General features: G+C 70.4%; 27 protein-coding genes. 10 read left to right on the top strand and 17 right to left on the bottom strand.

The annotated features are described in order from the left end of the window. Positions 1-102 precede the first annotated feature (102 nt). The 4 genes from OHS18_RS33230 to OHS18_RS33220 form a co-directional block, all read right to left on the bottom strand. A complete protein-coding gene (locus OHS18_RS33230) occupies positions 103-537 on the bottom strand; it encodes an SRPBCC family protein (RefSeq protein ID WP_247060238.1) in 435 nt (144 codons plus the stop codon). A gap of 51 nt (positions 538-588) precedes the next feature. Beyond that, entirely contained in the window at positions 589-942 is a 354-nt protein-coding gene (locus tag OHS18_RS33225; RefSeq protein WP_328613510.1) for a DoxX family protein, read from the bottom strand. A gap of 346 nt (positions 943-1288) precedes the next feature. After that, positions 1289-1636, bottom strand: coding sequence for an NAD(P)H-binding protein (locus OHS18_RS48630; protein WP_442875297.1), 348 nt, complete (start codon positions 1634-1636; stop codon positions 1289-1291). Next, a complete protein-coding gene (locus OHS18_RS33220) occupies positions 1588-2451 on the bottom strand; it encodes an SDR family oxidoreductase (RefSeq protein ID WP_328613509.1) in 864 nt (287 codons plus the stop codon). Before OHS18_RS33220 ends, OHS18_RS48630 begins: the two co-directional genes overlap by 49 nt. A gap of 65 nt (positions 2452-2516) precedes the next feature. Between OHS18_RS33220 and OHS18_RS33215 the strand changes: the two genes are divergently transcribed. Further along, positions 2517-3014 carry a MarR family transcriptional regulator gene (locus OHS18_RS33215; protein WP_328445917.1) on the top strand — a complete coding sequence of 166 codons (498 nt, stop codon included), beginning with the start codon at positions 2517-2519 and terminating at the stop codon, positions 3012-3014. A 29-nt stretch (positions 3015-3043) separates the two neighbouring features. Beyond that, positions 3044-3832, top strand: a complete 789-nt coding sequence (locus tag OHS18_RS33210) for a class I SAM-dependent methyltransferase (RefSeq protein ID WP_328613508.1) — start codon at positions 3044-3046, stop codon at positions 3830-3832. A 39-nt stretch (positions 3833-3871) separates the two neighbouring features. Here the strand turns inward: OHS18_RS33210 and OHS18_RS33205 are convergent, their stop codons facing one another. Beyond that, positions 3872-4795, bottom strand: a complete 924-nt coding sequence (locus OHS18_RS33205; RefSeq protein WP_328613507.1) for an ABC transporter substrate-binding protein — start codon at positions 4793-4795, stop codon at positions 3872-3874. Between the two features lie 138 nt (positions 4796-4933). On the opposite strand from OHS18_RS33205, the gene OHS18_RS33200 reads away from it, so the two are divergent. Both OHS18_RS33200 and OHS18_RS33195 read left to right on the top strand, forming a co-directional pair. Beyond that, positions 4934-5632 (top strand): ABC transporter permease, encoded by a 699-nt coding sequence (locus tag OHS18_RS33200; protein WP_328445923.1) that lies wholly within the window; start codon positions 4934-4936, stop codon positions 5630-5632. Continuing rightward, on the top strand, positions 5629-6339 hold the full coding sequence (locus tag OHS18_RS33195; protein WP_328613506.1) for an ABC transporter permease: 711 nt from the start codon (positions 5629-5631) through the stop codon (positions 6337-6339). The genes OHS18_RS33200 and OHS18_RS33195 overlap by 4 nt, the downstream gene beginning before the upstream one ends. A 168-nt stretch (positions 6340-6507) precedes the next feature. Here the strand turns inward: OHS18_RS33195 and OHS18_RS33190 are convergent, their stop codons facing one another. Next, positions 6508-7071, bottom strand: a complete 564-nt coding sequence (locus OHS18_RS33190) for a cadmium resistance transporter (RefSeq protein ID WP_328613505.1) — start codon at positions 7069-7071, stop codon at positions 6508-6510. Positions 7072-7132: 61 nt separating this feature from the next. Here OHS18_RS33190 and OHS18_RS33185 point away from each other — a divergent pair, with 61 nt between their 5' ends. Both OHS18_RS33185 and OHS18_RS48625 read left to right on the top strand, forming a co-directional pair. Further along, entirely contained in the window at positions 7133-7606 is a 474-nt protein-coding gene (locus tag OHS18_RS33185; protein WP_328613504.1) for a hypothetical protein, read from the top strand. Further along, positions 7539-7793, top strand: coding sequence for a GNAT family N-acetyltransferase (locus OHS18_RS48625; protein WP_442875296.1), 255 nt, complete (start codon positions 7539-7541; stop codon positions 7791-7793). Before OHS18_RS33185 ends, OHS18_RS48625 begins: the two co-directional genes overlap by 68 nt. Positions 7794-8189: 396 nt before the next feature. Here the strand turns inward: OHS18_RS48625 and OHS18_RS33180 are convergent, their stop codons facing one another. From OHS18_RS33180 to OHS18_RS33155, 6 genes are all read right to left on the bottom strand, one after another. Then, complete coding sequence (locus OHS18_RS33180; RefSeq protein WP_328613503.1) at positions 8190-9611, bottom strand: aromatic amino acid lyase; 1422 nt, start codon at positions 9609-9611, stop codon at positions 8190-8192. Continuing rightward, positions 9608-10615 carry an ornithine cyclodeaminase family protein gene (locus OHS18_RS33175; RefSeq protein ID WP_328613502.1) on the bottom strand — a complete coding sequence of 336 codons (1008 nt, stop codon included), beginning with the start codon at positions 10613-10615 and terminating at the stop codon, positions 9608-9610. Before OHS18_RS33175 ends, OHS18_RS33180 begins: the two co-directional genes overlap by 4 nt. After that, entirely contained in the window at positions 10612-11154 is a 543-nt protein-coding gene (locus OHS18_RS33170; RefSeq protein WP_328613501.1) for a YbaK/EbsC family protein, read from the bottom strand. Before OHS18_RS33170 ends, OHS18_RS33175 begins: the two co-directional genes overlap by 4 nt. Positions 11155-11205: 51 nt before the next feature. Beyond that, entirely contained in the window at positions 11206-11499 is a 294-nt protein-coding gene (locus OHS18_RS33165; protein ID WP_328445937.1) for a DUF2516 family protein, read from the bottom strand. Between the two features lie 84 nt (positions 11500-11583). After that, entirely contained in the window at positions 11584-12270 is a 687-nt protein-coding gene (locus tag OHS18_RS33160; RefSeq protein ID WP_328445939.1) for a hypothetical protein, read from the bottom strand. After that, on the bottom strand, positions 12267-12692 hold the full coding sequence (locus OHS18_RS33155) for a helix-turn-helix domain-containing protein (protein ID WP_328445941.1): 426 nt from the start codon (positions 12690-12692) through the stop codon (positions 12267-12269). The genes OHS18_RS33160 and OHS18_RS33155 overlap by 4 nt, the downstream gene beginning before the upstream one ends. 149 nt (positions 12693-12841) lie before the next feature. Between OHS18_RS33155 and OHS18_RS33150 the strand changes: the two genes are divergently transcribed. Beyond that, positions 12842-14014: a methyltransferase domain-containing protein gene (locus OHS18_RS33150; protein WP_328613500.1), complete on the top strand. Its 1173-nt coding sequence runs from the start codon at positions 12842-12844 to the stop codon at positions 14012-14014. Between the two features lie 165 nt (positions 14015-14179). Here OHS18_RS33150 and OHS18_RS33145 read toward each other — a convergent pair whose 3' ends face one another. Genes OHS18_RS33145 through OHS18_RS33135 form a run of 3 tightly spaced genes read right to left on the bottom strand, consistent with a single transcriptional unit; the run spans position 14180 to position 15591 of the window. Beyond that, positions 14180-14794, bottom strand: coding sequence for a nucleoside kinase (locus OHS18_RS33145; RefSeq protein ID WP_328613499.1), 615 nt, complete (start codon positions 14792-14794; stop codon positions 14180-14182). 1 nt (position 14795) lies between these two features. After that, positions 14796-15197, bottom strand: a complete 402-nt coding sequence (locus tag OHS18_RS33140) for a TFIIB-type zinc ribbon-containing protein (protein WP_328445945.1) — start codon at positions 15195-15197, stop codon at positions 14796-14798. 25 nt (positions 15198-15222) lie between these two features. Continuing rightward, positions 15223-15591 carry a VOC family protein gene (locus OHS18_RS33135; protein WP_328613498.1) on the bottom strand — a complete coding sequence of 123 codons (369 nt, stop codon included), beginning with the start codon at positions 15589-15591 and terminating at the stop codon, positions 15223-15225. A 90-nt stretch (positions 15592-15681) separates the two neighbouring features. Here OHS18_RS33135 and OHS18_RS33130 point away from each other — a divergent pair, with 90 nt between their 5' ends. Beyond that, positions 15682-16143, top strand: coding sequence for a CGNR zinc finger domain-containing protein (locus OHS18_RS33130; RefSeq protein ID WP_328445949.1), 462 nt, complete (start codon positions 15682-15684; stop codon positions 16141-16143). Positions 16144-16419: 276 nt separating this feature from the next. Here the strand turns inward: OHS18_RS33130 and OHS18_RS33125 are convergent, their stop codons facing one another. After that, a complete protein-coding gene (locus OHS18_RS33125; protein WP_328445951.1) occupies positions 16420-17718 on the bottom strand; it encodes a DUF445 domain-containing protein in 1299 nt (432 codons plus the stop codon). A gap of 29 nt (positions 17719-17747) precedes the next feature. On the opposite strand from OHS18_RS33125, the gene OHS18_RS33120 reads away from it, so the two are divergent. Both OHS18_RS33120 and OHS18_RS33115 read left to right on the top strand, forming a co-directional pair. Then, positions 17748-18914, top strand: coding sequence for a pyridoxal phosphate-dependent aminotransferase (locus OHS18_RS33120; RefSeq protein WP_328613497.1), 1167 nt, complete (start codon positions 17748-17750; stop codon positions 18912-18914). 524 nt (positions 18915-19438) lie between these two features. Further along, positions 19439-20647, top strand: coding sequence for a hypothetical protein (locus OHS18_RS33115; RefSeq protein WP_328613496.1), 1209 nt, complete (start codon positions 19439-19441; stop codon positions 20645-20647). Positions 20648-21144: 497 nt separating this feature from the next. On the opposite strand, the gene yczR is transcribed toward OHS18_RS33115, so the two are convergent. Next, entirely contained in the window at positions 21145-22596 is a 1452-nt protein-coding gene (gene yczR, locus OHS18_RS33110; RefSeq protein ID WP_328613495.1) for a MocR-like transcription factor YczR, read from the bottom strand. Positions 22597-22609: the final 13 nt, after the last annotated feature.

The following is a 22609-nucleotide window of genomic DNA, read 5'->3' as shown; positions in this document are numbered from 1 at the left end:
CAACCGGGGCAGGCGCCCCGGATTTCTCCCGGTACAACCAGGTAAGCGGGGCGCACATTCCGATTGTGACGGGTCACACCCGGCCGCGTCCCCTGCTCACCGTCACACGATTTCGGCGAGCTTGCCGAGGACGCCGTCGTAGATCTTCTTGAGCCCGCCGGGCGCGAACGTCTTCTCGAAGAACCCGCCGACGCCGCCGGCGCCGTCCCAGCTGGTCTCGATCCGGACCAGGCTCTTCTCGCCGGCTTCGCTGACGGTCCAGGTGGTGACCATGCTGGAGTTCGCGTCGGTTTCGACCAGCGTGCCGGGCTTCGGCTCGCTGACCGTGGCCTTGACGTCGCGCACGCGCTTGGAGGTCGCCTGCAGCTTCCAGCCCGCCTTGGTCCCGGCACCGACGCCGCCCTCGGTCACCTCGTAGTCGCGGTAGTGCTCGGTGAGCAGCTTCGGGCGCGTTTCGGCGTAGTCCGCGACGAGCGCGCGCACCTTGTCGGCCGGGGCGTCGATCGTCCGCTCCGCGGTGGCCGTGACCTTTCCCATCTCACTCCTTCTCCGAGTTACCGGCTCCCAGATACCGGTTTCGCGTCGACCCTAGACCGCGAGCGCGACCCCCAAGGCGGCGGCGTTCACCGCGAGAAAGCCGTTCGCCAGGCCGAACTGGCCGGAGTAGTCACCCGCCCGGATGTGCGTGTAGACGGCGCAGACGAAGAACAGCACCAACCCGGCCGCGGCGGCCGCTCCGACAGGCGGCCACCGCACTCCGGCCAGCAGGCCGAGCGCACCCGCTGTCTTGAGCGTGCCGATGGGAAAGGTCAGCCACGACTCCGGCACCCCGGCGGCGGTCATGCTCGACAGGATCGGTTTGAAGTGCACCAGGGCCGCGATCCCGGAGAAGCCGTTAAGCGCCACCCCGAACAGCGAGACGACCAGGAAAGCAGTGTTCATAGAACTCCTTTCAGTACGCCACGGCGACGGAGTGCCGCACGGTTTCGGGCAAACCGAGCGCACGGAGCGCGAAATGTGCCGCATCCGCCCGCGTGATCCGGAAGCCACCGTGGACGCTCAGCTCGCAGGCGATCCGTAGTGCCCGACCGGCGACTTGTCGTTCCGTTCAACAACGGCAGCCGCTCATCCGCAGCTCGTGTTCCATCAGGGCGACATCCTCGTAGTGCTTCCGCAACCGCAGGTTCGGCGGCGGCGAGAGCACTGTCCGCGCGAAGAACCCATTCCCGGGCCCGCTTCGGCGGGTCCAGGCGGCTCGGCGTCGGAATCGTCGAGACGCCGGCGACGCTCACGACGACCAGCCGCGGCACCCCGGCCGCCACCATCGCCTCCACGATGGCGCGAGTATCGCTTGACGCGACGCCGTACTCGCCGGGTGTCGCCGACCCAGCGCGAAGATCACGGCGTCGCAACCGTCCACTGCGGACTTGAGCGCCAGCGGATCGGGTGCGGCCAGGTCCACACGGACGATCTGAATGGGCGCCGTGACGGCGTCGGGATTCCGCGCCACCGCCGTGACTTCGTGCCCGGCTGACAGTGCTTGGTCGAGCACGTGTGCACCGGTCCGCCCGGACGCGGCGAAGAGCGTCAACTTCGTTGTCGCGCCCCGAACTCGGCCGCATGGTCGGCCGCCCACTCGGCGAAGGTGCGCGCCGGCCGGCCGAGGATCTTCTCGACCTCCGGTGCCGGGGGAAACTGCGGCCGCACGAGGTGCGCGGCGTAACGGGCCATCATCGCCGTGACGAACGGTTCCGGCAAACCGTTGGCCAGCATGCCTTTCGCCGCAACGAGAGCCGGGATCTCGTGGAATCGCAACGACCTTCCGAGCGCGACCCCGATCTGCCGGACCATTTCCTCGTGGGACAGCGATTCCGGGCCGGTGAGATCGATGCGGCGGCCGAGCAGGTCGTCGTCGAGGAGCGCCTTTCCCAGCACCTCGACGAGGTCACGCTCGTGGAGTGGCGACTCCTCGAAGGCGGCGTAGACGTAACGGACGTCGTCACCGGCGCGGATCTGGCCGCCCCACGCGGTGAGGGCGTTGAGCGCGAAGGAACTGGGTCGCAAGCTGACCCATTCCAGCCCGCTCGACGCGGCCGCGTCATCGACCTCCTTGTTGCGGTCGCCGCGGAACCGCGACGGCTGCGCGTCGGGCCGGTCGTCCACGTTGGCCGCGGCGAGCGCGACCACCCGGCGGACACCGAGTTCCCGGGCCAATGCGACGACGTCGTACGCGGCGTCACCCACCGCGCGTGAGTGCAGGAAGAGTGCGTCCGCACCGCGCAACGCCTTCTCCAGAGTCGCCGGCCGTTGCGGGTCGCCTTCGACGACCTCGACGCCAGGCGGGAAGCCCGGACCGAGTGGCGAGCGTGTGATGGCGCGGACGCCGTGGTCCTCGAGTTCGGTGGCGAGCAGGCGGCCGACCAGCCCGGTCGCCCCGGTGAGCACGATCATGATGAAACCCCTTCCCCCGGGTTACGCTTGTGCCTGAAGTTCAGATCATACGAGGAGCATATCATATGAGTTCCGTACCTGATGATGACGTGGACGCCCCCCGCCGTCGTCGGCGGTCGACCGTTGCGGTGAAGGAGTCGCTGCGCGATCTGCGGAACCAGCTTTCGCTGCTGAATCACCAGGTCAGCGGCCACCTGTCGCTCAAGGACGTCGACCTCGACTGCCTCGAGCTGATCGCCCGCTTCGGCCCGCTCAGCCCGAGCAGCGTCGCCCGCAGCGCGGGCCTGCACCCGGCGACGATGACCGGCATCCTCGACCGGCTGCAGAAGGGCGGCTGGATCGTCCGGGAGCGCGACCCGGACGCGACCGACCGGCGCGCGATCGCCGTGCGCGCGGTCCGCGGCCGCAACGCCGAGCTCTTCCGCCTGTATTCGGGCATGAACGCCGCGCTGGACGAGATCTGCGACGAGTACAGCGAAGCCGAACTGGACCTGATCGCCGACTTCCTCCGCCGTGCGAGCTCGGCGGGCAGTGTCGCGACGGGTGATCTGGCCAACAGCTGACCTGGTCTTTTGTGTGATCTACTCGCAGCGTGGCGGGAGACATGTGGGTGGCCGGGGACGCGTACGAGGCCTACATCGGGCGGTGGAGCCGCCGGGTCGCGGAGCCGTTCGTCCGGCGGCTCGGCGCCCCGGCGAGCCGCCGCTGGCTCGACGTCGGCTGCGGCACCGGCGCGCTGACGTCGGCCGTGCTGGCCGCGGCCGACCCCGCGGAAGTCGTCGGCGTGGATCCGTCCGAGCAGTTCCTGGAGGCCGCAGGCGCCGTCGTCACCGACCCGCGCGCGACGTTCCAGGTCGCCGACGCGCGCTCACTACCGTTCGACGACGGCCGCTTCGACGTCGTCGCGACCGGCTTGGTCCTCAACTTCGTGCCCGAACCGGCGCGCGCCGCCGCGGAGATCGCGCGGGTGACGGCGCCGGGTGGCGTGGCCGCCGCGTACGTCTGGGACCTTGCCGAAGGCATGCAGCTCATCCGGCACTTCTGGGAGGCCGCCGCCGAGCTCGACCCGGCTGTGCCCGACGAAGGCCGCCGGTTCCCGCTGTGCCGCCCGGAACCGCTCGGCCGCCTGTGGACCGAGGCGGGCTTCGACGCGGTGTCCGTCGGCGAAATCAAGATCCCGACCGTGTTCTCCGGCTTCGACGACTACTGGACGCCGTTCCTGGGCGGTCAGGGCCCGGCGCCGACGTACCTGATGGCCCTGCCCGAGGCCCGCCGCTCGCAGATCCGCGAGCTGCTGCGCAGCCGGCTGCCGACCAACCCGGACGGCTCGATCCCGCTGACGGCCCGCGCCTGGGTCGTGCGCGGCACGGCTACCGCATGACGAAGGCCGCCCCTTCCGGGACGGCCTTCGTGCCGTCGGTCAGAGACCGGCCTGCGACAGCCAGTCCTTCGCGACGTCTTCGGCCTTTTCGCCGTCGGAGTCGACGCGCTTGTTCAGGTCCCGCATGACGTCGGTGGTCAGCTTCGCGCTCACCGCGTTGACGGCGGTGGCGAAGTCGGCGCCGCGCTCGTCGAGGACCTTCTTGTTCACCGCGGGCACGACGTTCTCGGTCGGCACGATGTTCAGGTCGTCCTTGAGCACGGTGTAGTTCGAGTCACCGGTCAGCGGGCTGACCGAGTCGACCGGGATCACCGTGACGGCCCCGGACTTGAGCTGCTCGACGCGCGGCCCGGCTTCCTGGATCGTCTGGAAGGTCGAGTTCGTCAGCTTGTAGACGTCCTTGAAGCCCTGGTAGCAAGGCAGGCGCTTCTCGCACTCCGGCGGGCCCGCCATGACGACCTTGTCCAGCTTCTTCAGGTCGCTGATCGAGGCGATGCCCTTTTCCTTGGCCAGGTCGGACTTGATGATGTAGATGTTCTTGTCCTCGGCCGGGGCGAAGTTCAGCAGCGAGACACCGCTGGGCTCGAACAGCTTCGCGAGCTGGTCGTGCTCCTCCTGCGCCGTCTTGCCGGCGTCCTTGCCGAAGCCGGTGGTGATCGCCGCGCCCTGGTACTCCGGGATGAACTGCAGTTCACCGGACTTCAGCGACGGGTAGATCAGCTCGCGCGAGCCCAGGTTCAGCTTGCGCGTCACGGGGTAGCCCTTGGCCTCCAGCGCCTGCGCGTAGATCTCGGCCAGGATCTGGCTGTCGGTGAAGTTGAAGGAGGCGACGACGATCGGCGCCCCACCCTTGCCCGGCGCGGCGGGCTTGTCACTGCTGTCGCTGCCACCCCCACAGGCGGCCAAACCGAGCGTCGCCGCGACGGCCACCGCCACCACGGACGCGTTCCGGAACCAGCGCACGAATCCCCACTCCCTCGTCACTCGAACAGACGAAAGGACCCTAACCCTGCCCACCGACAAGAATCCACATGTTGGGAGATTGGCGCCAGAATTCCCAGTCTGCGGAATTTCACTGCTCGATCGGGGTAGGGTCGGACGGTGCATGTGACCGCGGTGACGCCGTTGGCCGCCGACAGCGGACCGCCGATCTTCCAGTGGCGCTGGGTCGATCGCAACGCCGACGACATCGCCCAGCGCTTCGTCGAGCACATCTCCCTGACCGGCGCCGCGCTCGGCATCGGTTTGGTCGTCTCGATCGGGCTGGCCGTGTTGTCGCTGCGTTTCCGCTGGTCGTACGGGGTGATCCTGAGCGCCGCGGGCGCGTTGTACGTCATCCCGAGCCTCGGCGCGTTCGCCGTGCTGGTGCCGTTCTTCGGGCTGACGTTCGTGACCGCGATGATCCCGCTCGCGACGTACACGCTGCTCATCCTGGTCCGCAACATCGTCACCGGCGTCGACCAGGTGCCCAACGAGGTCCGCGAGGCCGCGATCGGCATGGGCTACACGCGCGGCCGGATGTTGTGGCAGATCGAGCTGCCGCTGGCGCTCCCGGTGGTGATCGCCGGCCTGCGCGTCGCCGCGGTGACGACCATCGGCCTGGTCACGGTCACTTCGATGCTCGGCCTCGGTGGTCTGGGCTACTTCATCCGCGCGGGTATTCAGACGGCGACCCCCAACCCGACGGAGATCATCGTCGGCGTGTTGCTGTCGGTGGTCCTGGCGGTGGTCGTGGATCTGCTGCTGTGGTTCAGCGAACGGCTGCTGGCACCCTGGACCCGGAAGGTGCGGGCGCGATGAGCTTTCTCGACCAGCTGAACGCCTGGCTGTCCGACCCGAACCGCTGGAGCTGGACGGACAAAGCCGGCATCCCGTACCGCACGCTCGAGCACCTCAGGTTTTCGCTGCTGGCGCTGGTGATCGCGGCCGTGCTGACGATCCCGGCGGCCCTGTGGCTCGCCCACTACCGCCGGGGTGCGTTCCTCGCGAGCAGTGCGGTCAACATCGGCCGCGCGATCCCGAGTTTCGGCTTGATCATCCTGTTCTGGTTCCTGGCCAGCCGCTGGGAGCTGGACACGACGTTCTGGCCACTGCTGCTGGCGCTGGTCGCCTTGGCGATGCCGCCGTTGTTCACCAACACGTACGCCGGCGTGGTGTCCCTGGAGCAGGAGACGGTCGACGCCGCCCGCGGCACGGGCTACCGCGAGCGGCAGATCATGTTCAAGCTCGAACTCCCGCTGGCATCGCCGGTGATCCTGGCGGGTGCCCGGGTGTCGATCCTCCAGCTGATAGCCACGGTCGCGATCGGCGCAATCGTCAACGACGGCGGCGGCCTGGGCCGCTACATAGTCGACGGCTTCGCGCTGGGCGCCCAGGGCTACGGCGAGATCTTCGCCGGCGGTCTGGCCGCGGTGGTCCTGGCACTGGTGTGCGACGGCGCGTTCGCTTTGATCACCCGCTTGGCGACGCCGCGCGGTCTGGCTCTGCAGAACGCTCGCCGCGACTAGGGCTCATTCCGTCTGGTGGCCCTTCCTGCCGGGGCGTGCCCCTCCGTCAAGGTGCTGCGCCTTCCGCCGAGTGGTGCCCGCTTGCCGCGCTTCGTCGTGCGGCACGCCGACGTGAGTGTCGCCGAGGCCGACGGCGTCGAGGGTCCGCACGTCCTGAGGTCGCGTCGGCTAGAACGCGCCGGCCAGGATCAGCACGCCGAGCGCGATCAGCACCACCGGCAGAACCACGTCCCCCCAGCGTGCGAGAGCCCTTGCGACGGCTGGTCGGGTCGCGAGGAACCGGCCGATCACGCACCACACCGCGACGCCCACCAGGAACACCACGCCGTAGCCGACCAGGCCTGCGGGTCCGGTCGCCGCGAAGGCGGGGACGTACACGCCGATGTTGTCGCCGCCGTTGGCGAAGCACACCGCCGCGACCGTCAGCGCCCCGCTCACCGGCGCCGGTTCGTCGTCGTCCTGGCGCCACGCCTGCCAGGCCGCGCGGATCCCGAGTAGCACCGGCAGCACGCCCAGCCAGCGGACGGCGCCGTCGGGCAGCAGCCCCGCGCCGAGCGCACCCGCGACCGACGCGGCCAAGATCGCCGCGAAGCCGAGGAACTGCCCGGCCACGACCTTGAGCTCACCGCGGCGGCCGGCCGCCTGGCCGAAGAACACCGCGAGCAGCACGAGGTCGTCGACGTTCGTGACCGCGAACATCACGGCCGCGCGCCCGATCAGCACGACGTCCACACCCCCGCTCCTCCGGAAATCCGCTTGGCAGGAGCCGACGCGGCACAGGACGATTCTGCCCATGCCCGCCGTCACGCGCCGCGACTACACCGGTCCGGACGACCTGCGGGCCATGCAGAGCCTGGCCCAGCGGATCTGGTCGCCGTCGAGTTCGGTGCACGTCGGGGATCTCGCGTGGCAGCGGTTCCAGCACGTGGGCCGCGAAGCCGAGTGGCCGACCGTGCTGTGGGAAGCGGGTGCCGAAGTCGTCGCCTGGGGCTGGGTTTCGCTACCCGGTGAGCTGTCCCTGCTCGTCGATCCGGCGCGCCCTGAACTCGCGTCCGAGGTGCTCGGCTGGTTCGAGGACACCGCCACCGCCGCCGAACTCACGGTCACGTGCTCGACGCCGAGGAGCATGTCATCGCCGCGTTGGAGCGAAGCGGCTCGACGAACGCAATGCCGTCGGCGAGCTGGAGCCCGTCGGAACCTTGCCGGAGTTCCGCCGGATGGGCCTGGCCCGCGCGGTGTGCCTCGCCGCGCTACACGCCGCGTGTGAAGCCGGCGCTCGTGAAGCCGTGGTGTATCCCGTGATCGGTCATCCGAAATCCCCAGCTGCCCTCCCGTTGTATCGCGATCTCGGCTTCCGCCCTTATGCGCGCACCCTCACCTTCACCCGGCCCCACGGTCGTATCCCTCCTTCCTCGGGGTCCGCGTCCCCGGAGGGCGCACACCAACGAACGTAGCGGCCGCGATCCTCGGCCTGTCCGGTTCGGGGCCGGATTCGGCACGGTTATCCACATCGGGATCCACCTGTGGACAACCTGGTGGATTCCCCTTGCGAGGCCTGGAATCGTCGGTGCCAGCCGGTAGAGTCAAAGCCGGGGGTGCCCCACGCGCGCGGGATAGAAAGAGGAAAACCTTGTGAGGTAAGGAAGTTCGGCGCCTTGCGAACCGGGCGGCCAGGCGGAGCGACAAGCAGCTATCGGACGCTCTGCATCCAGCCGAGCAATCACGGGTATGACAAGCTCGGCCGGGCGATCAGTCAGTCCGGCGAGGTCGACCTCCGCCTGAGCGATCGACCGGCTCCGCAAGTTTCAGTCGCCGGCAGAACGATCAGCGGGCACGGCAGAGCCGGCCGATCAACCTGCCCGGCAAGCCGCGATCAGGCGCTCGATCTCGGGCCCGAGCGGGCGATCCTCGTCCAGGGGTGGCACCACCGAGCGCACCCATTCGTACGACTCACGGAGCCCGGCAGCGCCTTCTCCCGAAGCCAGATACCGCGCCTGGGAACCTGTGATCAGCTCGCACGCCGTGATCGCGAACATGTGCGCCGCGGCTGAACGCAGTTGCTCACCCGCTGCCCACGCAAACGCTTGCACGTCCTCCTGGCCGGCCGATGTGTCGATCGAGCCGAGGGTCGCGGGAGCTGCCAGGCGGCGCAGTGCGTGCAGCTCGCCCACCGCGCGCTTGTGCAGCGGCACCAGTCCCGCCCGCGGCCCGGGATCGGCCGTGAGCTGCGCAGGCAAACCGCTGAAACGCTCGTCGAGCAGCCGATGCGTCCGCTGCACCGACACTTCGCCGACGTGCACGAGCGCCGCCGTCAGCGCGTCCATGCGCAATCCGAGGTCCACTGCGTGGTAACCGGTGCCGGGCACGAACTCGCCGTCGACGAACGACGGGGAATCCCCGGGCATCGACTCCCAGCGCAGCCACGTCTCGCGCAGGTCCGCGGTGACGTGGTCCGCGTGGGCGAGGGCTCGCGGCGCTACCCGCACCGAAAGCGGGGCCTGGACGACGTCCGTGCGGACCGGGCCGCCGCTGACCAGGTCGTTCAGTTCTTCCAGCAGGCGCCGCAGATGGGCGTCGCCGCCGGCCATGACCGGTGAGAACACCGCGCGGGGCGCACCCAGGACGTCGATCGCGATGGCCGCCGTCAGCGTCTGCAAGCGGATCAGCTGTCGCGCTTCCGCCCAGCCGTGTTGCGCGTGCATCACCGCCAGCGGGGAACCCTGGATCAGCGACGCGCCTTCCTTCGGGCCCAGCACGTACGGCGTGGCGCCACGCACAGCGAGTGCTTCGGCCGCGGGCGTCTCGACGCCGTCCTCGAGGACCGTGCCGATCCCGAGGAACGTCTGGAAAGCGTGTGACAGCGGGATGATCTCGCCCGAACTGCCCAGACCGGTCCGCGGCACCGCGGGGGTGAAACCGTCGTTCAAGCGGTCGACCAGGAACTGCACCAGGTCCGGGCTCACACCCGACCACGGACGCAGGAAGTCGCGCAGCCGCAAGACGAACAGCGCGCGGACGTCCTCCGGTGGCAACCACGGCGGACCGCCGACGGCGCGGCCGATCAGCAGGTTGCGCTGGTGTTCGGCCTGCTGCCGCGCGTCGAGCGCGACGCCCGCGAGGCGACCCATCCCGGTGTTGACGCCGTACACCGGGTTTTCACCCTTTCGGAGGGCCGCCAAGACCTCGTCCCGACGCACTTTCAGGGCCTCTACCAGCGGTTTGGTCAGAACCAACCGTTCACCGTCGGCGAAATCGCTTCCGGTGACGATCATCGGTACGGCAGCATGGTGCCGACGCCGGAAGCCTCGGCACGGGCCAGGATCATGTTCGCCACCGCGACGTCCGTTGTGGACAGTCCGCGGTGCCAGAACAGGATTCGCTCGGCGTCGTGCTCGCGGCCGGGCTTCTTGCCCGCCACGATGTCGCCGATCTCGGCGTGGACCCCGTCCGCGGTGAGGAGGCCGGCGTTGAGCTGCGGGCGCAGGGCGCCGAATCGCGGGTTGCCGGACTGCGATTCGCGCCAATCGTCGACGACGACCTTGTCGACGTCGTCGAGCAGCGTGAGTTCCAGCGCGCTGATCGTGCCGTAGGGCACCAGGAAAGTGCCCGGCCGGAGGTACTCGCGGCGCACCAGCGCCTCGGGTTCGACCAGCCGGGAGGCCTCGACCTGGATGTCCGCGCCGTCCAGGGTCTCCTCGGCCGTGGCGCAGACGCGGACGTCCTTGCCGAGCCGCTCGGACAGCCGACGGCCGAAGTCCTCACGCGACTCCGGGCGCTTGCTGGTCACGCGGATCTCGGCGAAGTCGAACAACGAGTCCAGCAGTACGACGTTCCACCAGGCGGTACCGCGGGCACCGATGTGCCCGAGCACCCGCGAGTCCGGGCGGGCGAGGTACTTCGCGCCGACGGCAGTCATCGCGCCGGTGCGGGCTTCGGTGATCATCGTGCCGTCCACGATCGCCCGCGGCATGCCGGTGTCCGGGTCCAGCAGCAGGATCAACGCCATTTCCGAAGGGAGGCCCCGTTCGAAGTTCCCCACGAAGTCACCGACGACCTTCACGCCACTGACCTGCTTAGCCGACAGGTGGCCACGAAGGATGTTGAAGTGGCCCTTGCCGCCGTTGTCCGGCACGAGGTGCATACGCGGCTCGAAGACGACCTGGCCACGGCCGTGGTCGGCGAGCACGTCCTCGACCGCGCCAACGATGTCCGCGTCCGTGACGCCGAGGGAATCGATGTCGGCGCCGGTCAGGTACCGGAGCCAGACCGACGTCACTGCGCGAGACCCTCGATGACCTCGGCCCCGGGCAACGCGGCCAGCGCGGCGCCGGAGATCAGCAGCTTGCTGCCGCGGATCCCGCTGCCGATGACCAGCTCGGGCGCGTCGGCGACGGCCTTGTCGAGCAGGATCGGCCACTCGGCGGGCAGGCCGACGGGCGTGATGCCGCCGTACTCCATCCCGGTGAGTGAGACGGCTTCGTCCATCGGCGCGAACGACGCCTTGCGGACGTCGAGGCGGCGCTTGATCACGCCGTTGACGTCGGCGCGGGTGGTCGCGAGCACGAGCGCGGCGGCGAAGCGGACTTCGCCGGAGCGCTTGCCGGCGACGACGACGCAGTTCGCGGACGCCGTCAACGGCGAGCCGTAGGCCTCGCAGAAGGCGGCGGTGTCGGCCAGCGACGGGTCGATTTTCGTGACGCCGACGGCATCCGGCTCGGCGAGTGCGGCCAGCGCCTTGGCGACGGGCTCGGCGAGGAGGTCAGTACGCGTGGGGGCGGGAACGACGGTCAGGCTCCCGGCGATGGTCCAGGTCACGACCCCATTAAAACAGCGCCCCCACCTGACGCGGCGGGGGCGGGAAGGAGATCACCAGTTGGAGCCACCGCGCTGGACCTCGATGAGCTTGGGGCGGACGTCCACGATGTAGACGAGCGCCGCGGCCATCGCGGGCACCCAGAAGATCATTCCCGGGCCCATCACGCTGAACAGCGCCATGGCGAGGGTCGCGCCACCGGTGATCAGCATCCAGATGGGCTTGGTCTTGCGGTCGGCCGCCGAGTAGGCGTCGGCACGCTGGAGCAACGCGTGCACGAAGGCGAAGAGGCCGACCAACGCGCTGCCCCAGTGGATGACTTCGAGGATCCAGATGGCGACTAGCACAGCCACAGCTTACGGCAAACCGCCCGAACGACCCCGGCCCCGCCGTCGGAGGTCCGATGGCGGGGCCGGGCGTTCACGGCGTTTTTACTTGTCGGTCTTCGGCGCGGCCGGCTTCTTCGCGGCGGCGCTGGTGGTCGTCGTGGTGGTCCGGCGGGCCGGGGCGGCCGTCTTCGGGGCCGTCTTGTTCGCGACCTTGCGGGACACCGAGCGGGTCTCGTGGGCGACGTCGTCACCCAGCTCCTCGACGGCCTCGGCGGCTTCGCCGGCGACCTCGGTCACCTTGCGGGCGGTCTTCTCGCCGACCGAGCGGGTGCGCTTGGTGAAGGTCGACAGCACACCGTCGACGCGGTCGCGGACGTCGGAGGTGACGTCCTCGACCTGACCCTGCGCGGTGGTGAGGGCCTCCTCGAGCTGCTCGATGGCCTTCTTGACCTGCGGCTGCGCGGAGAACTTGTCCCACGCCTGCTCGCCCGACTCGGCCAGCTTGTTGTACAGCTTGAGCGCGGCCTCGGTGTACTCGTCGATGACCTTGCGCAGCTCGGCCGGGTCCAGCTTCTCGCGGAGGCTCTCGACGTCGGTCGGCAGCTCCTGCAGGTTCTTGCGGGCGGTCTCGCTGCTCTTGGTCACGTTCTCGCGGGCCTTGGCCACGGCGTCGGTGACGGCCTGGCCGGCCAGGTTGCCGGCGCCGAGCGCGGCGAGCAGCGGGGTGCGGACCTGGTCGAGGGCGGAGTTGACGGCCTTCTTGACGTCTTCGGTCTTGGGGGTGGTCATGCTGACTCCTTCTTGGTGTCTGCGGCTGGTGAGGTGTCGGGGGTGTCTGCGGTGGGGGATTCGGCGGCCGGCCGTGCCGCGGCGTTCTCCCGCCGGAAGGACTCGTAGACGTCGAGCAGGACCTGCTTCTGCCGTTCGGTCAGCTCGGCGTCGGCGCGAATCGCGTCGCCCACCGGACCGCCCGTCGGCAGATCGAGGATCCCGGCCTGCACATACAGCGCTTCGGCTGAAATGCGCAGTCCCTTGGCGATCTGCTGCAGGATCTCGGCGCTGGGTTTGCGCACCCCGCGCTCGATCTGACTCAGGTACGGGTTGGACACTCCGGCGAGCTTCGACAGCTGGCGCAACGAGATCTTCGCGGTGTTGCGCTGCTGGCGGATGTACTCGCCGATGTCGGAAGCGATGTCCGCGACCTTCTCCATGGGGCTGCCGGATCCTGGCTGCGTCCCACCGGTTTCTGTCATCCGGTCACCTCCTCGCGACACCAACGACGCTACGCGCGCGTGCTAGCTATTGCAAGCACTCTGCTTGCAATAGCTGCTGTGGTGGTGCTCACCGCTAACGTGGTCGCATGACGAGCTCGGGCCGGCTGCGGCGACGGCTCGTCGAGCTGCTGCTCGACGAGGACGTCCTGCACGCCCCGGAATGGATCGCCGCGTTCCGCGCGGTGCCCCGCCACGTCTTCCTGCCGCGGTTCTTCACGCGCGCCGGCGGGCTGTGGGCGGCGGTCGAGCGCGGCGACCCGGGGTGGCTGGAGGCTGTCTACTCGCGCGACGTCCTGGTCACGCAGCTGGACGACGACCCCGGCCGCTGGGAGCTCGCCCGGACCACCGGCCCGGTGACGGGCACGCCCACGAGTTCGTCGAGCATGCCGGCGATCATGGCGATCATGCTCGAAGAGCTGCGGGTGCGGGACGGGCAGCGGGTGCTCGAGATCGGCACCGGCACCGGGTACAACGCCGCCCTGCTCAGCCACCGCTGCGGCGCCGGTCAGGTGTCCACAGTGGACATCGACCCGGTGCTCGCCGCCGACGCGCGCGAACGGCTGGCCGAGGCGGGCTACCGGCCGTCGTGCGCGGTGGGCGACGGCGCGCTCGGCTTCCCGGCGGGGACCGTCTTCGACCGGGTGCTGTGCACGGCGTCGGTGACGTCGATCCCGCCGGCGTGGCTGGAGCAGACGGTGCCGGGCGGGCTGATCGTGACGACGTTGAACCGGCCGATCGGCGCCGGGCTCGTCCGGCTCGTCGTGGGCGAAAACGGCACCGGGCAGGGCCCGGTCCTCGCGCGCGACGGGCGCTTCATGCCGCTTCGCGCGCACCGGCTGCCGGAGGCGGACCCGCTGCCGATGCCGTCGCGCGACGACTGGGAGCAGACGCGGCTGCCGATGTCGACGGTGCTGCAGCCGCGCAAGCAGTTCGAGTTCTTCGCGGGGCTGTCGCTGCCGGGCGTCCGGGCGGTGCGCGAGCACGACGGCCTCGACCCGAACACGGCGGGCGGCCCGGGCGAGGCCGGCCTCGCGCTGGTGCACCCGGACGGCTCCTGGGTCCGCCACCGCAAACGCGCCGGCGCGGACGAAGTCGCCCAGGGCGGCCCGCGAGCGCTGTGGGAAGTCGCCGAAGCGGCGTACGTGGAGTGGTGCGAGCTGGACAAGCCCGACCGCGACCGCTTCGGGGTGACGGTGACGGGCGAGCGTCAGGAGTTCTGGCTCGACACCCCGGACGGCCGCACCTGGCCGCTGACCTGAGGCCGCGCCGGCCGCCGTCGCGAACAGCCGCCTCCAGGGCGGCCCCCGCCCTTCCCTGGGGGGCGTCCCCGATCCCAGCGTACCGCCGCTGACCTGGGAAAACGGGTAGTGCGGGAATCTGTGGACAACTGCCGGCCTGTGGATCGAGGACTTGACAAGGCGCGCTCAGTCCGGCAGGCGGGACCGGATCCACTTCTCCGCGTGGTCCGCCGTCGCTTCCGCTGGGACGTCCGTGGTGTCGAAGACGTCCACGCCGATTTCCGGCGCCGACTTCTGGAGCCAGTCGTTGAACTCCAGCATCTCCTCGATCCGCGGCTCGTCCCACTCGCGCCACGCCGGGCGCGCTCGCAGCCGGCGGCGCAGGGACTCCGCCGAACCGACCAGGGCCAGGTAGTGGATCTCGCTGAAGAACACCCGTTCCGGCAGCGGTTCGAGCTCCGGCGGGGCGACCGTGCCGCACAGGACGACCGGGCGGCCGTTCTGGTGCAGCATCGCCGCCATCCGGAGCCACGCCGAACGGAATCCGCGGATGTCGCCGCGTAGCGCGTCCGCCCACAGGACATCCTGCTCCAGCACCACCACTTCGCCCGCGAAGCGCGACGCCAGGAGCGGGCCCACCGTCGACTTGCCGGCGCCGCTCGGGCCCGTCAACGCGAACAACGGCAGCCGCCGGAACGGCCACCGGTGTTCGCAGCGGACGCACGAAAGGACCGCGCCGACGGCGACCGGGCGGTCGGCCCGGTCGCCGCACGACGGGCAGATCCGCAGGTCGAGCACCACTTCAGTCGAAGAGGTTCTCGAGGAAGCCGCGCTTGCGGTTGCCGTGGCCGTGCGGCCTCGGCGAATCCGAATACCCGCCGCGGTGCGGCCTCGGCGAATCCGAGTAGCCCCCGCCCCGATACCCCTTCGGCGAGTCCGGGTAGCCCCCGCCGCGATATCCCTTCGGCGAGTCCGGGTGGCCGCCACCGCCTCGGTACGGGCGCGGCGAGTCGGAGCGGCCGTACTGCGGAGCGGCCCCGCCGTACGGCGGTGGCTGCTGGCCGTAGAACGAGCTTTCCGCACCCGAGATCGCTTCGAGCTCACCGCGGTCCAGGAAGATCCCGCGGCAGCCCTCGCACTGGTCGATGTGGACGCCGTTCTTGTCCACGGTTCGCATCTGGTTCTGACACTTCGGACAAATCACTCATCCGAGACTACGCACAAACGGCTCAGCAGGCGCAGAGGCAGAACGGGTGGCCCACCGGATCGGCGTAGACGCGGAACGACTCCGGCGCGTCGTCCAGCAGCTTCGCGCCCAGACCGAGGACGCGCTCGTGGGCTGCTTCCAGGTCCGTGACCTCGAGGTCGAGGTGCATCTGCTGCGGGTTGTCCTCGGACGGCCACGCCGGCGGGCGGTAGCCGGGGACCCGCTGGAACGCGATGCCCGCGCCGCCGGCCGGGTTGGGCAGTGTGACCCAGTGCCCGTCGTCGGAGACGTCGGGCTCACCCCAGTCCAGCACCGCCCGGTAGAACGCGGCCAAGGCCACCGGGTCGGGACAGTCGATCGCCACCACACCCAACGTCGGTACCGCACCCATCGTCGCTCCCTTCGATCACGAGTAACCAGTGAACGGATTATGTGGGTTAGGACCCGAGGGTGCAACCACCTTCCGCCGTACACTGGTTCGGTGCACACCGACGCCTCCCTCGTGGTGGAGTTCCTGAACACAGTCAACGTCGAAGAGGGCACGGACCTGCTCGAACAGCCTGGGCCGTGGCGCGAGTGGGCGGCCGGGTACGCGCTGACGGCCAATCCGGCCGCGGAGGCCCGTGCGGCGCGGGACGCGTTGCGCGCCTCGATCGGCGATCCGCGGCTGCCCGGCGGCAGCGTCGACGTGGGCACCCGGATCTCCCTCACCGACCACGGCCCGGCGCTCATGGCGGACGACGTCGTCGGCGCGGTGTTCGCCGCCTGCACCCGGCTGGTCGTGCGCGGCGACTGGATCCGGTTGAAGATCTGCCCCGCCGACACCTGCCTGTGGGCGTTCTACGACGAGTCCCGCAACCGCTCGCGGACGTGGTGCTCGATGCGCGTCTGCGGCAACCGCGAGAAGGCCCGCGGCTGGCGCGCCCGCGCGGCGACGGGCTGACCCCCGCCGGACGACACGCGTACCTGGCTGGACGACACGCGTGCCTGGATGGACGACACGGCCGGAGGTCTCATCCGAGCGGCGGACCCTCGGAGGGCTGTGGACAACTCCCCGGGCCGGCACCACATATCCACGGCCCGCCCGGGCTTACCCCCACACGTTGTGGACAGCGATTAGGCCATCACCGTGAAAAGCTGTGGATAACCCGGGGGATAACTCAGCTTCCTGTGGACAACTGGTTTCAAGGTCCCCTATGTGTGGTATACGACACGGCCGTCAGAACAGCAGCTCCGCCACGGCGTAGATGACGAGCCCGGCGAGCGCGCCCACGACCGTGCCGTTGATGCGGATGAACTGCAGGTCACGGCCGACTTGGAGCTCGATCTTGCGGGACGTCTCCTCGGCGTCCCAGCGCTCCACCGTGTCGGTGATGATCGTGGTGATCTCGTGGGAGTAGTTCTTCACCAGGTACGCCGCGGCGCCCTCGACCCACCCGTCGGCCTTCGAGCGGAGCTGGTCGTCGGTGACCAGCCGCGACCCCAGCGACATCAGGCCGGTGCGGACGCGCCGGCGCAGCTCGCTCGACGGATCCTCCGCCGCGTTGAGCAGCATCTCCTTGGCTGTGCTCCACGCCGAACCGATCAGCCGCTGCACCTCTTCGTGGTGCACGATCTGGCCCTTGACCTGCTCCGCGCGGGCCATCACGTCCGGGTTGGTCTGCAGGTCCTGGGCGAACTCGCCGAGGAACTTGTCCAGCGCCAGCCGCATCGGGTGGTTGACGTCGGTCTTGACCGCCCACGCGAACGAGAGCACCTCGCCGTAGACCTTGTCCGCGAGCATCTCGTCGACGAACTTCGGCGACCAGCTCGGCGCGCGGTCGGACACCACGCGCAGCATCGTCGTGTGGTTGTCGCGGACCCACTCGTACGCCTGGTCGCACATCAGGTCGACGAGCTTGTGGTGCGCGCCGTCGGCGAAGACGCCCTGCAGGATCTTGCCCAGCGGCGGACCCCACGGCTTGTCGATGATCCGCCGCGCGACGGCCTGCTCCATGATCGCCTGGACGTCCTCGTCGCGGAGCACCTTCACGGCGGCGCGGACCATGGTGGCCAGTTCGGACGTCACGCGCTCGGCGTTGTCCTCCTGGGCCACCCACGCACCCAGGCGCCGGGCGATCTCGACGCGCTTGAGCTTGTCGCGGATGACCTCCTCGGACAGGAAGTTCGACCCGACGAACTCGCCGAGGCTGGTGCCCAGCGCGTCCTTCTTGTTCGGGATGATCGCCGTGTGCGGGATCTTCAGGCCGAGCGGGTGCCGGAAGAGGGCCGTGACGGCGAACCAGTCCGCCAGCGCGCCGACCATGCCGGCTTCGGCCGCGGCCCGGACGTAGCCGACCCAGGCCGCCCAGCCGCTGGACTGGGCCCAGCTGGTCAGCAGGAACACGATGGTGGCGCCGATCAGGAACGACAGCGCGACCAGCTTCATCTTGCGCAGCGCGCGCCGCTTTTCCGCTTCACCGGCTGCGCCGCCCGGCGGATCGGCCGGGGTCACCTTGGCGGGGGTCAGTTGCTCCACATCCCCATTGTCCGCGAGGATCGCTGATCGTGCGCGAACCTGCTCTCGTCCCCCGCCTCCGGCCGTTCACGTCGACCATCTTCGCCGAGATGACGGCGCTGGCCGTCAAGCACGACGCGGTCAACCTCGGCCAGGGCTTCCCGGACACCGACGGACCCGCCGGGATGCTCGACGCGGCCAAGAACGCCCTGTTCGGCGGCGCGAACCAGTACCCGCCGGGGCCCGGCCGCCCCGAGCTGCGCGCGGCCATCGCGCGGCACCGGCAGCGCTACGGCACCGAGTACGACCCGGACACGGAGATCCTGGTCACCGCGGGGGCGACCGAGGCCATCACGGCAACGCTCATCGCGCTGACCGAGACCGGTGACGAGGTCATCGTCATCGAGCCGTACTACGACTCCTACGCCGCCGCGGTCGCGATGGCCGGCGCCCAGCGCCGGGTCGTCGGGCTGGTCGAGCAGGAGAACGGCCGGTTCGGCCTGGACGTCGACGGGCTGCGGGCCTCCGTCACGCCCCGGACCCGGGCGATCCTCGTCAACTCGCCGCACAACCCGACCGGCACCGTGTTCACCCGCGCCGAGCTGGACGCGCTGGCCGCGCTCTGCGTCGAGCACGACCTGATCGCGATCACGGACGAGGTCTACGAGCACCTGGTGTTCGACGACGCCGAACACGTTCCCCTCGCCACGCTGCCCGGCATGCGGGAGCGGACCGTGAGCATCTCCAGCGCCGGAAAGACGTTCAACTGCACCGGCTGGAAGATCGGCTGGGTCTGCTCGACGCCCGAGCTGGTCGCCGCGGTCAAGGCGGCGAAGCAGTTCATCACCTTCGTCTCCGGCGGGCCGCTGCAACCGGCCGTCGCGCACGCGCTCGACCACGAGCTGCCGTGGGTCGACGGGCTGCGCGAGAGCCTGCAGGAGAAGCGCGACCGGCTTTCCGCCGGGCTCGCCGACGCCGGGTTCGCCGTGCGGCCGACGGCGGGCACCTACTTCGTCTGCGTCGACGTCCGGCCGCTGGGCTTCACGGACGCGGCCGATCTGGCGTGGGAACTCCCCGGCCGGGTCGGGGTCGCCGCCGTGCCCGTCAAGGTGTTCACCGATCACCCGGACGAGTGGAAACATCTTTTGCGTTTCGCGTTCTGCAAGCGCAACGAAGTCATCGACGAGGCCATCACCCGGTTGCGCACACTGGTCTGACGTCCGCCGCGGAGCCGCCGACGACTCGGAAGCGGCGGGTCCCTCACTTGCCGCATCGTTTCGTGACGCTCCGCGATCGCCCGGAGGGGCGGGATGCCGCCGTCGGGCCGCCGGTGATCACGGTCCGCAGCCTAGAGGCTCACGATTCGGAAACATGCTGATCGGTCCATCGAAATAAGCGAACACGCACCGAGCGCGACCGGTCCGGCACGGTCCGCGACCCGCCCCGCGAAAACATCAGGTCAACGCCGGATGGGCCCACCAGTGACACTCGTCCGAATGGCCGCAGAGAGGCGTCCGAACGGCACTGAGAGTGATCAACTCGTCGGCCGTAGATACCTTGCCCGGTAGGGCCGTTCCGCCTTACGGGCTGGATAGAACGCGGGAGAGATGAAAGACTCCCGAGCGGTGCTAGAAAGAGTGCAGCCCCCGGGGGATCTGCGACCTGGCCGGAGAAAGACCCAGCAAGAATCAGACTCGAGCGTGCATCGCGAGAGCTTCAGGCGCGGACGGTGGTGGTGGCGATGAGCAGCACGGCATTCGTGCGCCCCGGCGCCGCGCCACGGCCCGCGCTCACCGTCGGTGAAACCCCTTCGCCTACGCGCGCACCGCGTCCGTGGGCGTCGGCGCTGCCCCGGCCCGCGGCCCGGATCCTGCTCGCCGGCGGGCTGACGCTGGCCGGCTGGCTGCTCGGCGCCGCACTGACCGGGAACACCGCGTCCGCCGCCGAGGCGGCGACCTGCCCGCAGGCCACGACGTCCCACTCCGCGGCGTCGAAAACGTCCACTGTGGAGCACGGCAGGCACGGCCACCACCGCACGAGCCGCCGCGAGACCGGCGCCGCCACCTGCGCGCAGCAGCCGGCGACCGAGGACAGCGCGACGACCGGCGACGCGACGAAGACAGCCGAAACACCGACGGACGAGACGCCGGCCGCCGAGACGAAGACCGTCGAGAAGCAGAGCCTGGCGAAGGTCAGCGCGAAGCAACAGTCCACGAAGGACGTCCAGACCGACGAAGCGCCGGCGGCCAAGGCCACGACGTCGTCCGCCGACCTGCTCGGCGGGCTCGTCGGCGGTGTCCTCAACGTCGTCGGCGGGACGCTCACCACCGTCACGAACACGGTCGGCGCGGTCACGCACACCGTCGCCACCGTCACCGACACCCTCAGCCACACGGTGCTCGCGCCGCTGACCCAGCCGCCCGCGGACAACCCGGACGCGCCGGTGCTGCTCCCCCTCGACGATGTGCTGGATCCGCTGCTCAACGGCGGGTCGAACGCCGGCGGCGTCACGGCGACCGTGCCCGACGTCGTGAGCGGGGCCGTCACGCAGGTGACGGCGCCAGCCGCCGCCACCGTCGGAACCGCGCCCGCCACGACCCCGGCCGCGACGACCGAAACCTCGACCGGCACCCGGTACGCCGTGGTGCACCTGGTCGAGGTGCAGAACACGGTGCACGCCGTCCAGGAGCGGCCGCGCGATTCCGGCGTCCACGCTCGCAACGGCGGCGGCGACTCCACCCCCGGCCTCCCCGGTGGCACCTCGGCGCCGAGCGCGCCGGCCACCAGCGCCGCCCCGGGCCACGACGGCTCCGGCGGCGCCCGCCCGCAGTTCGCACTGCACACCGACGACGTGACCACCACGCAGCTGAAGCTCATCGGAGCCAGCCGGGACCACGACGTCGACGGCGCGGGGCGCGAAGCCGCCCTGCCCACCACCTCCCCCGACTGACACCCGACCGGGCAGCCGGGGACAACTGTGTCCGAAACAAGATCATCTTGACGGACGTCCACGCCGTTCACGCGTGACATTTCCCCAGCTCAAGTACGTAATCCGTGACTCTTTCACGTCTCGTGACGCCTTGCCGCGTCCGACGTACCCCAGGGGCGACCCATGCGCAGCAACCACAGTCTTTCCGACCGGCCGACCGCGCCCGGCCGGGTCGGATCCCGGTCCCGGCGTCGCACTGCCCCTGCGACGCCGGGACCCACACCGGGCGTGCTCCGGGAGTTCCTGCTCACCGCGCCGAGCAGGGACTCGCTTTACCGAGAGCCCGCCTGAGCCGCCGGCTTCCCGGCACGTCGAGGGGCTGTGCCGGGAAGCCGCGGTACCCGCAGCGGAGTCACGTACCGCCGCGGGTGGTGGAAACAGACCGGTGCGCCGGATGCACACGAACGCCGCCCATCCCTGGGAGCAGGCTCGCATCCGGCGCACCGGTCTGTTCTTTCTCAGGAGATCGGGACGTCCAGCGAACGCGGGGTGCCCTGAACGGCGGCCGCCGCCGCGCTCAGCCGGCGGACGGCTTCGTCGATCCGCGCCGGTGGCAGCGAAAACGGCAGGCGGATCCAGCGCTCGAGGCCGCCGTGGACGCCGAAGCGCGAGCCCGGCGCGACCTGGATGCCGTGCCCCGCGGCCGCCACCGCCAGCCGCGAGCTCACCGGCTCCGGCATCCGGCACCACAGCGACAGGCCGCCCTTGGGCAGGGTGAACGTCCAGTCCGGCAGGTGCCTGCGCACCGCCGCGGCCAGGGCGTCGCGGTTGCCGCGCAGCTCCTCGCGCCGGCGTCCCAGCGCCGCCCAGCCCTCGTCGCCCAGCAGCTCGGTGAACACCACCTGCTCGAACACCGGCGACCCGAGGTCCACCGCGTAGCGCGCCGAAACCAGGCGGCCGAGCAGGTCCTCCGACGCGCGCATCCAGCCGAGGCGCAGCCCGCCCCAGTGCGACTTCGACGCCGAGCCGACGCTGATCGCCAGGTCGCCGGCGAACGCGGCCAGCGGCGGCGGGCCGTCCAGCGGATCACCCTCGAGGTCCAGCTCCACCAGCGTCTCGTCCACCACCACCGGCGTCCGCGCGCGGATGAGGACCGCGCCGAGCCGTTCGCGGCCTTCGGCGTCCAGCCGCAGGCCGGTCGGGTTCTGGAAGTCGACCACGAGGTACGCGAACCGCGGTGACGCCTGGCGCAGCGCCGCGTCGACGCCGGCGATGTCCCAGCCGCGTTCGCCGGTCGGGTCGAGCGCCACCGGCACCGGGATCCCGTGCGCGGCACGGATCGCCTCCAGCGCGTTCGGGTAGGTCGGCTGCTCCACCAGCACCCGGTCGCCGGGGCCCGCGAGCATGCGCAGGGCCAGCACGAACGCGTGGTGCGCGCCGTTGGTGACCATGACCTGCGCGGGCGTCGTCGGCAGGCCGCGTTCGGTGTAACGCTGGGCGATCTTCTCGCGCAGGCCGAGCAGGCCCCGCTCCTGGTAGCCGTGGCCCCCCAGGTGGCCGAGGAGCTCGCGGCGGGCGACGTCGACCGCCCCGATCATCCCCGGGATGGCCGGCGAGGACGCGTGGGTGAAGTCGATCAGGTCGTCGCCGGCCGGCACGAGCGGCTCGCGGCGGCGCCGTCCGGGCGCGGCGATCCACGAGCCCGCGCCGCGGCGGCTGGCGACGAACCCGTTGTCCCGCAACCGGTCCAGCGCTCCGCCGATCAGCGTCCGGCTGGCGCCGAGCGCGTCGGCCAGCTCGCGCTCGGCGGGCAGCCGGGTGCCGAGCGGGAGCTGGCCGTCGAGCACCTGCAGCTCGATCGCGGCGGCGAGGTCGGCCGCGCCCTGCCGGGAGCCTTGCCGCCACGAGCCCAGCATGACGGCCAGTCGCGGGCCAGAGATCCGTCCACCCAGGGGGACCACGGGTTCCATCAGACCAATATCC

The sequence above is a fragment of the Amycolatopsis sp. NBC_00355 genome (assembly GCF_036104975.1).
Lineage (GTDB): Bacteria > Actinomycetota > Actinomycetes > Mycobacteriales > Pseudonocardiaceae > Amycolatopsis.
This window is presented reverse-complemented; position numbering and strand designations above follow the sequence as displayed.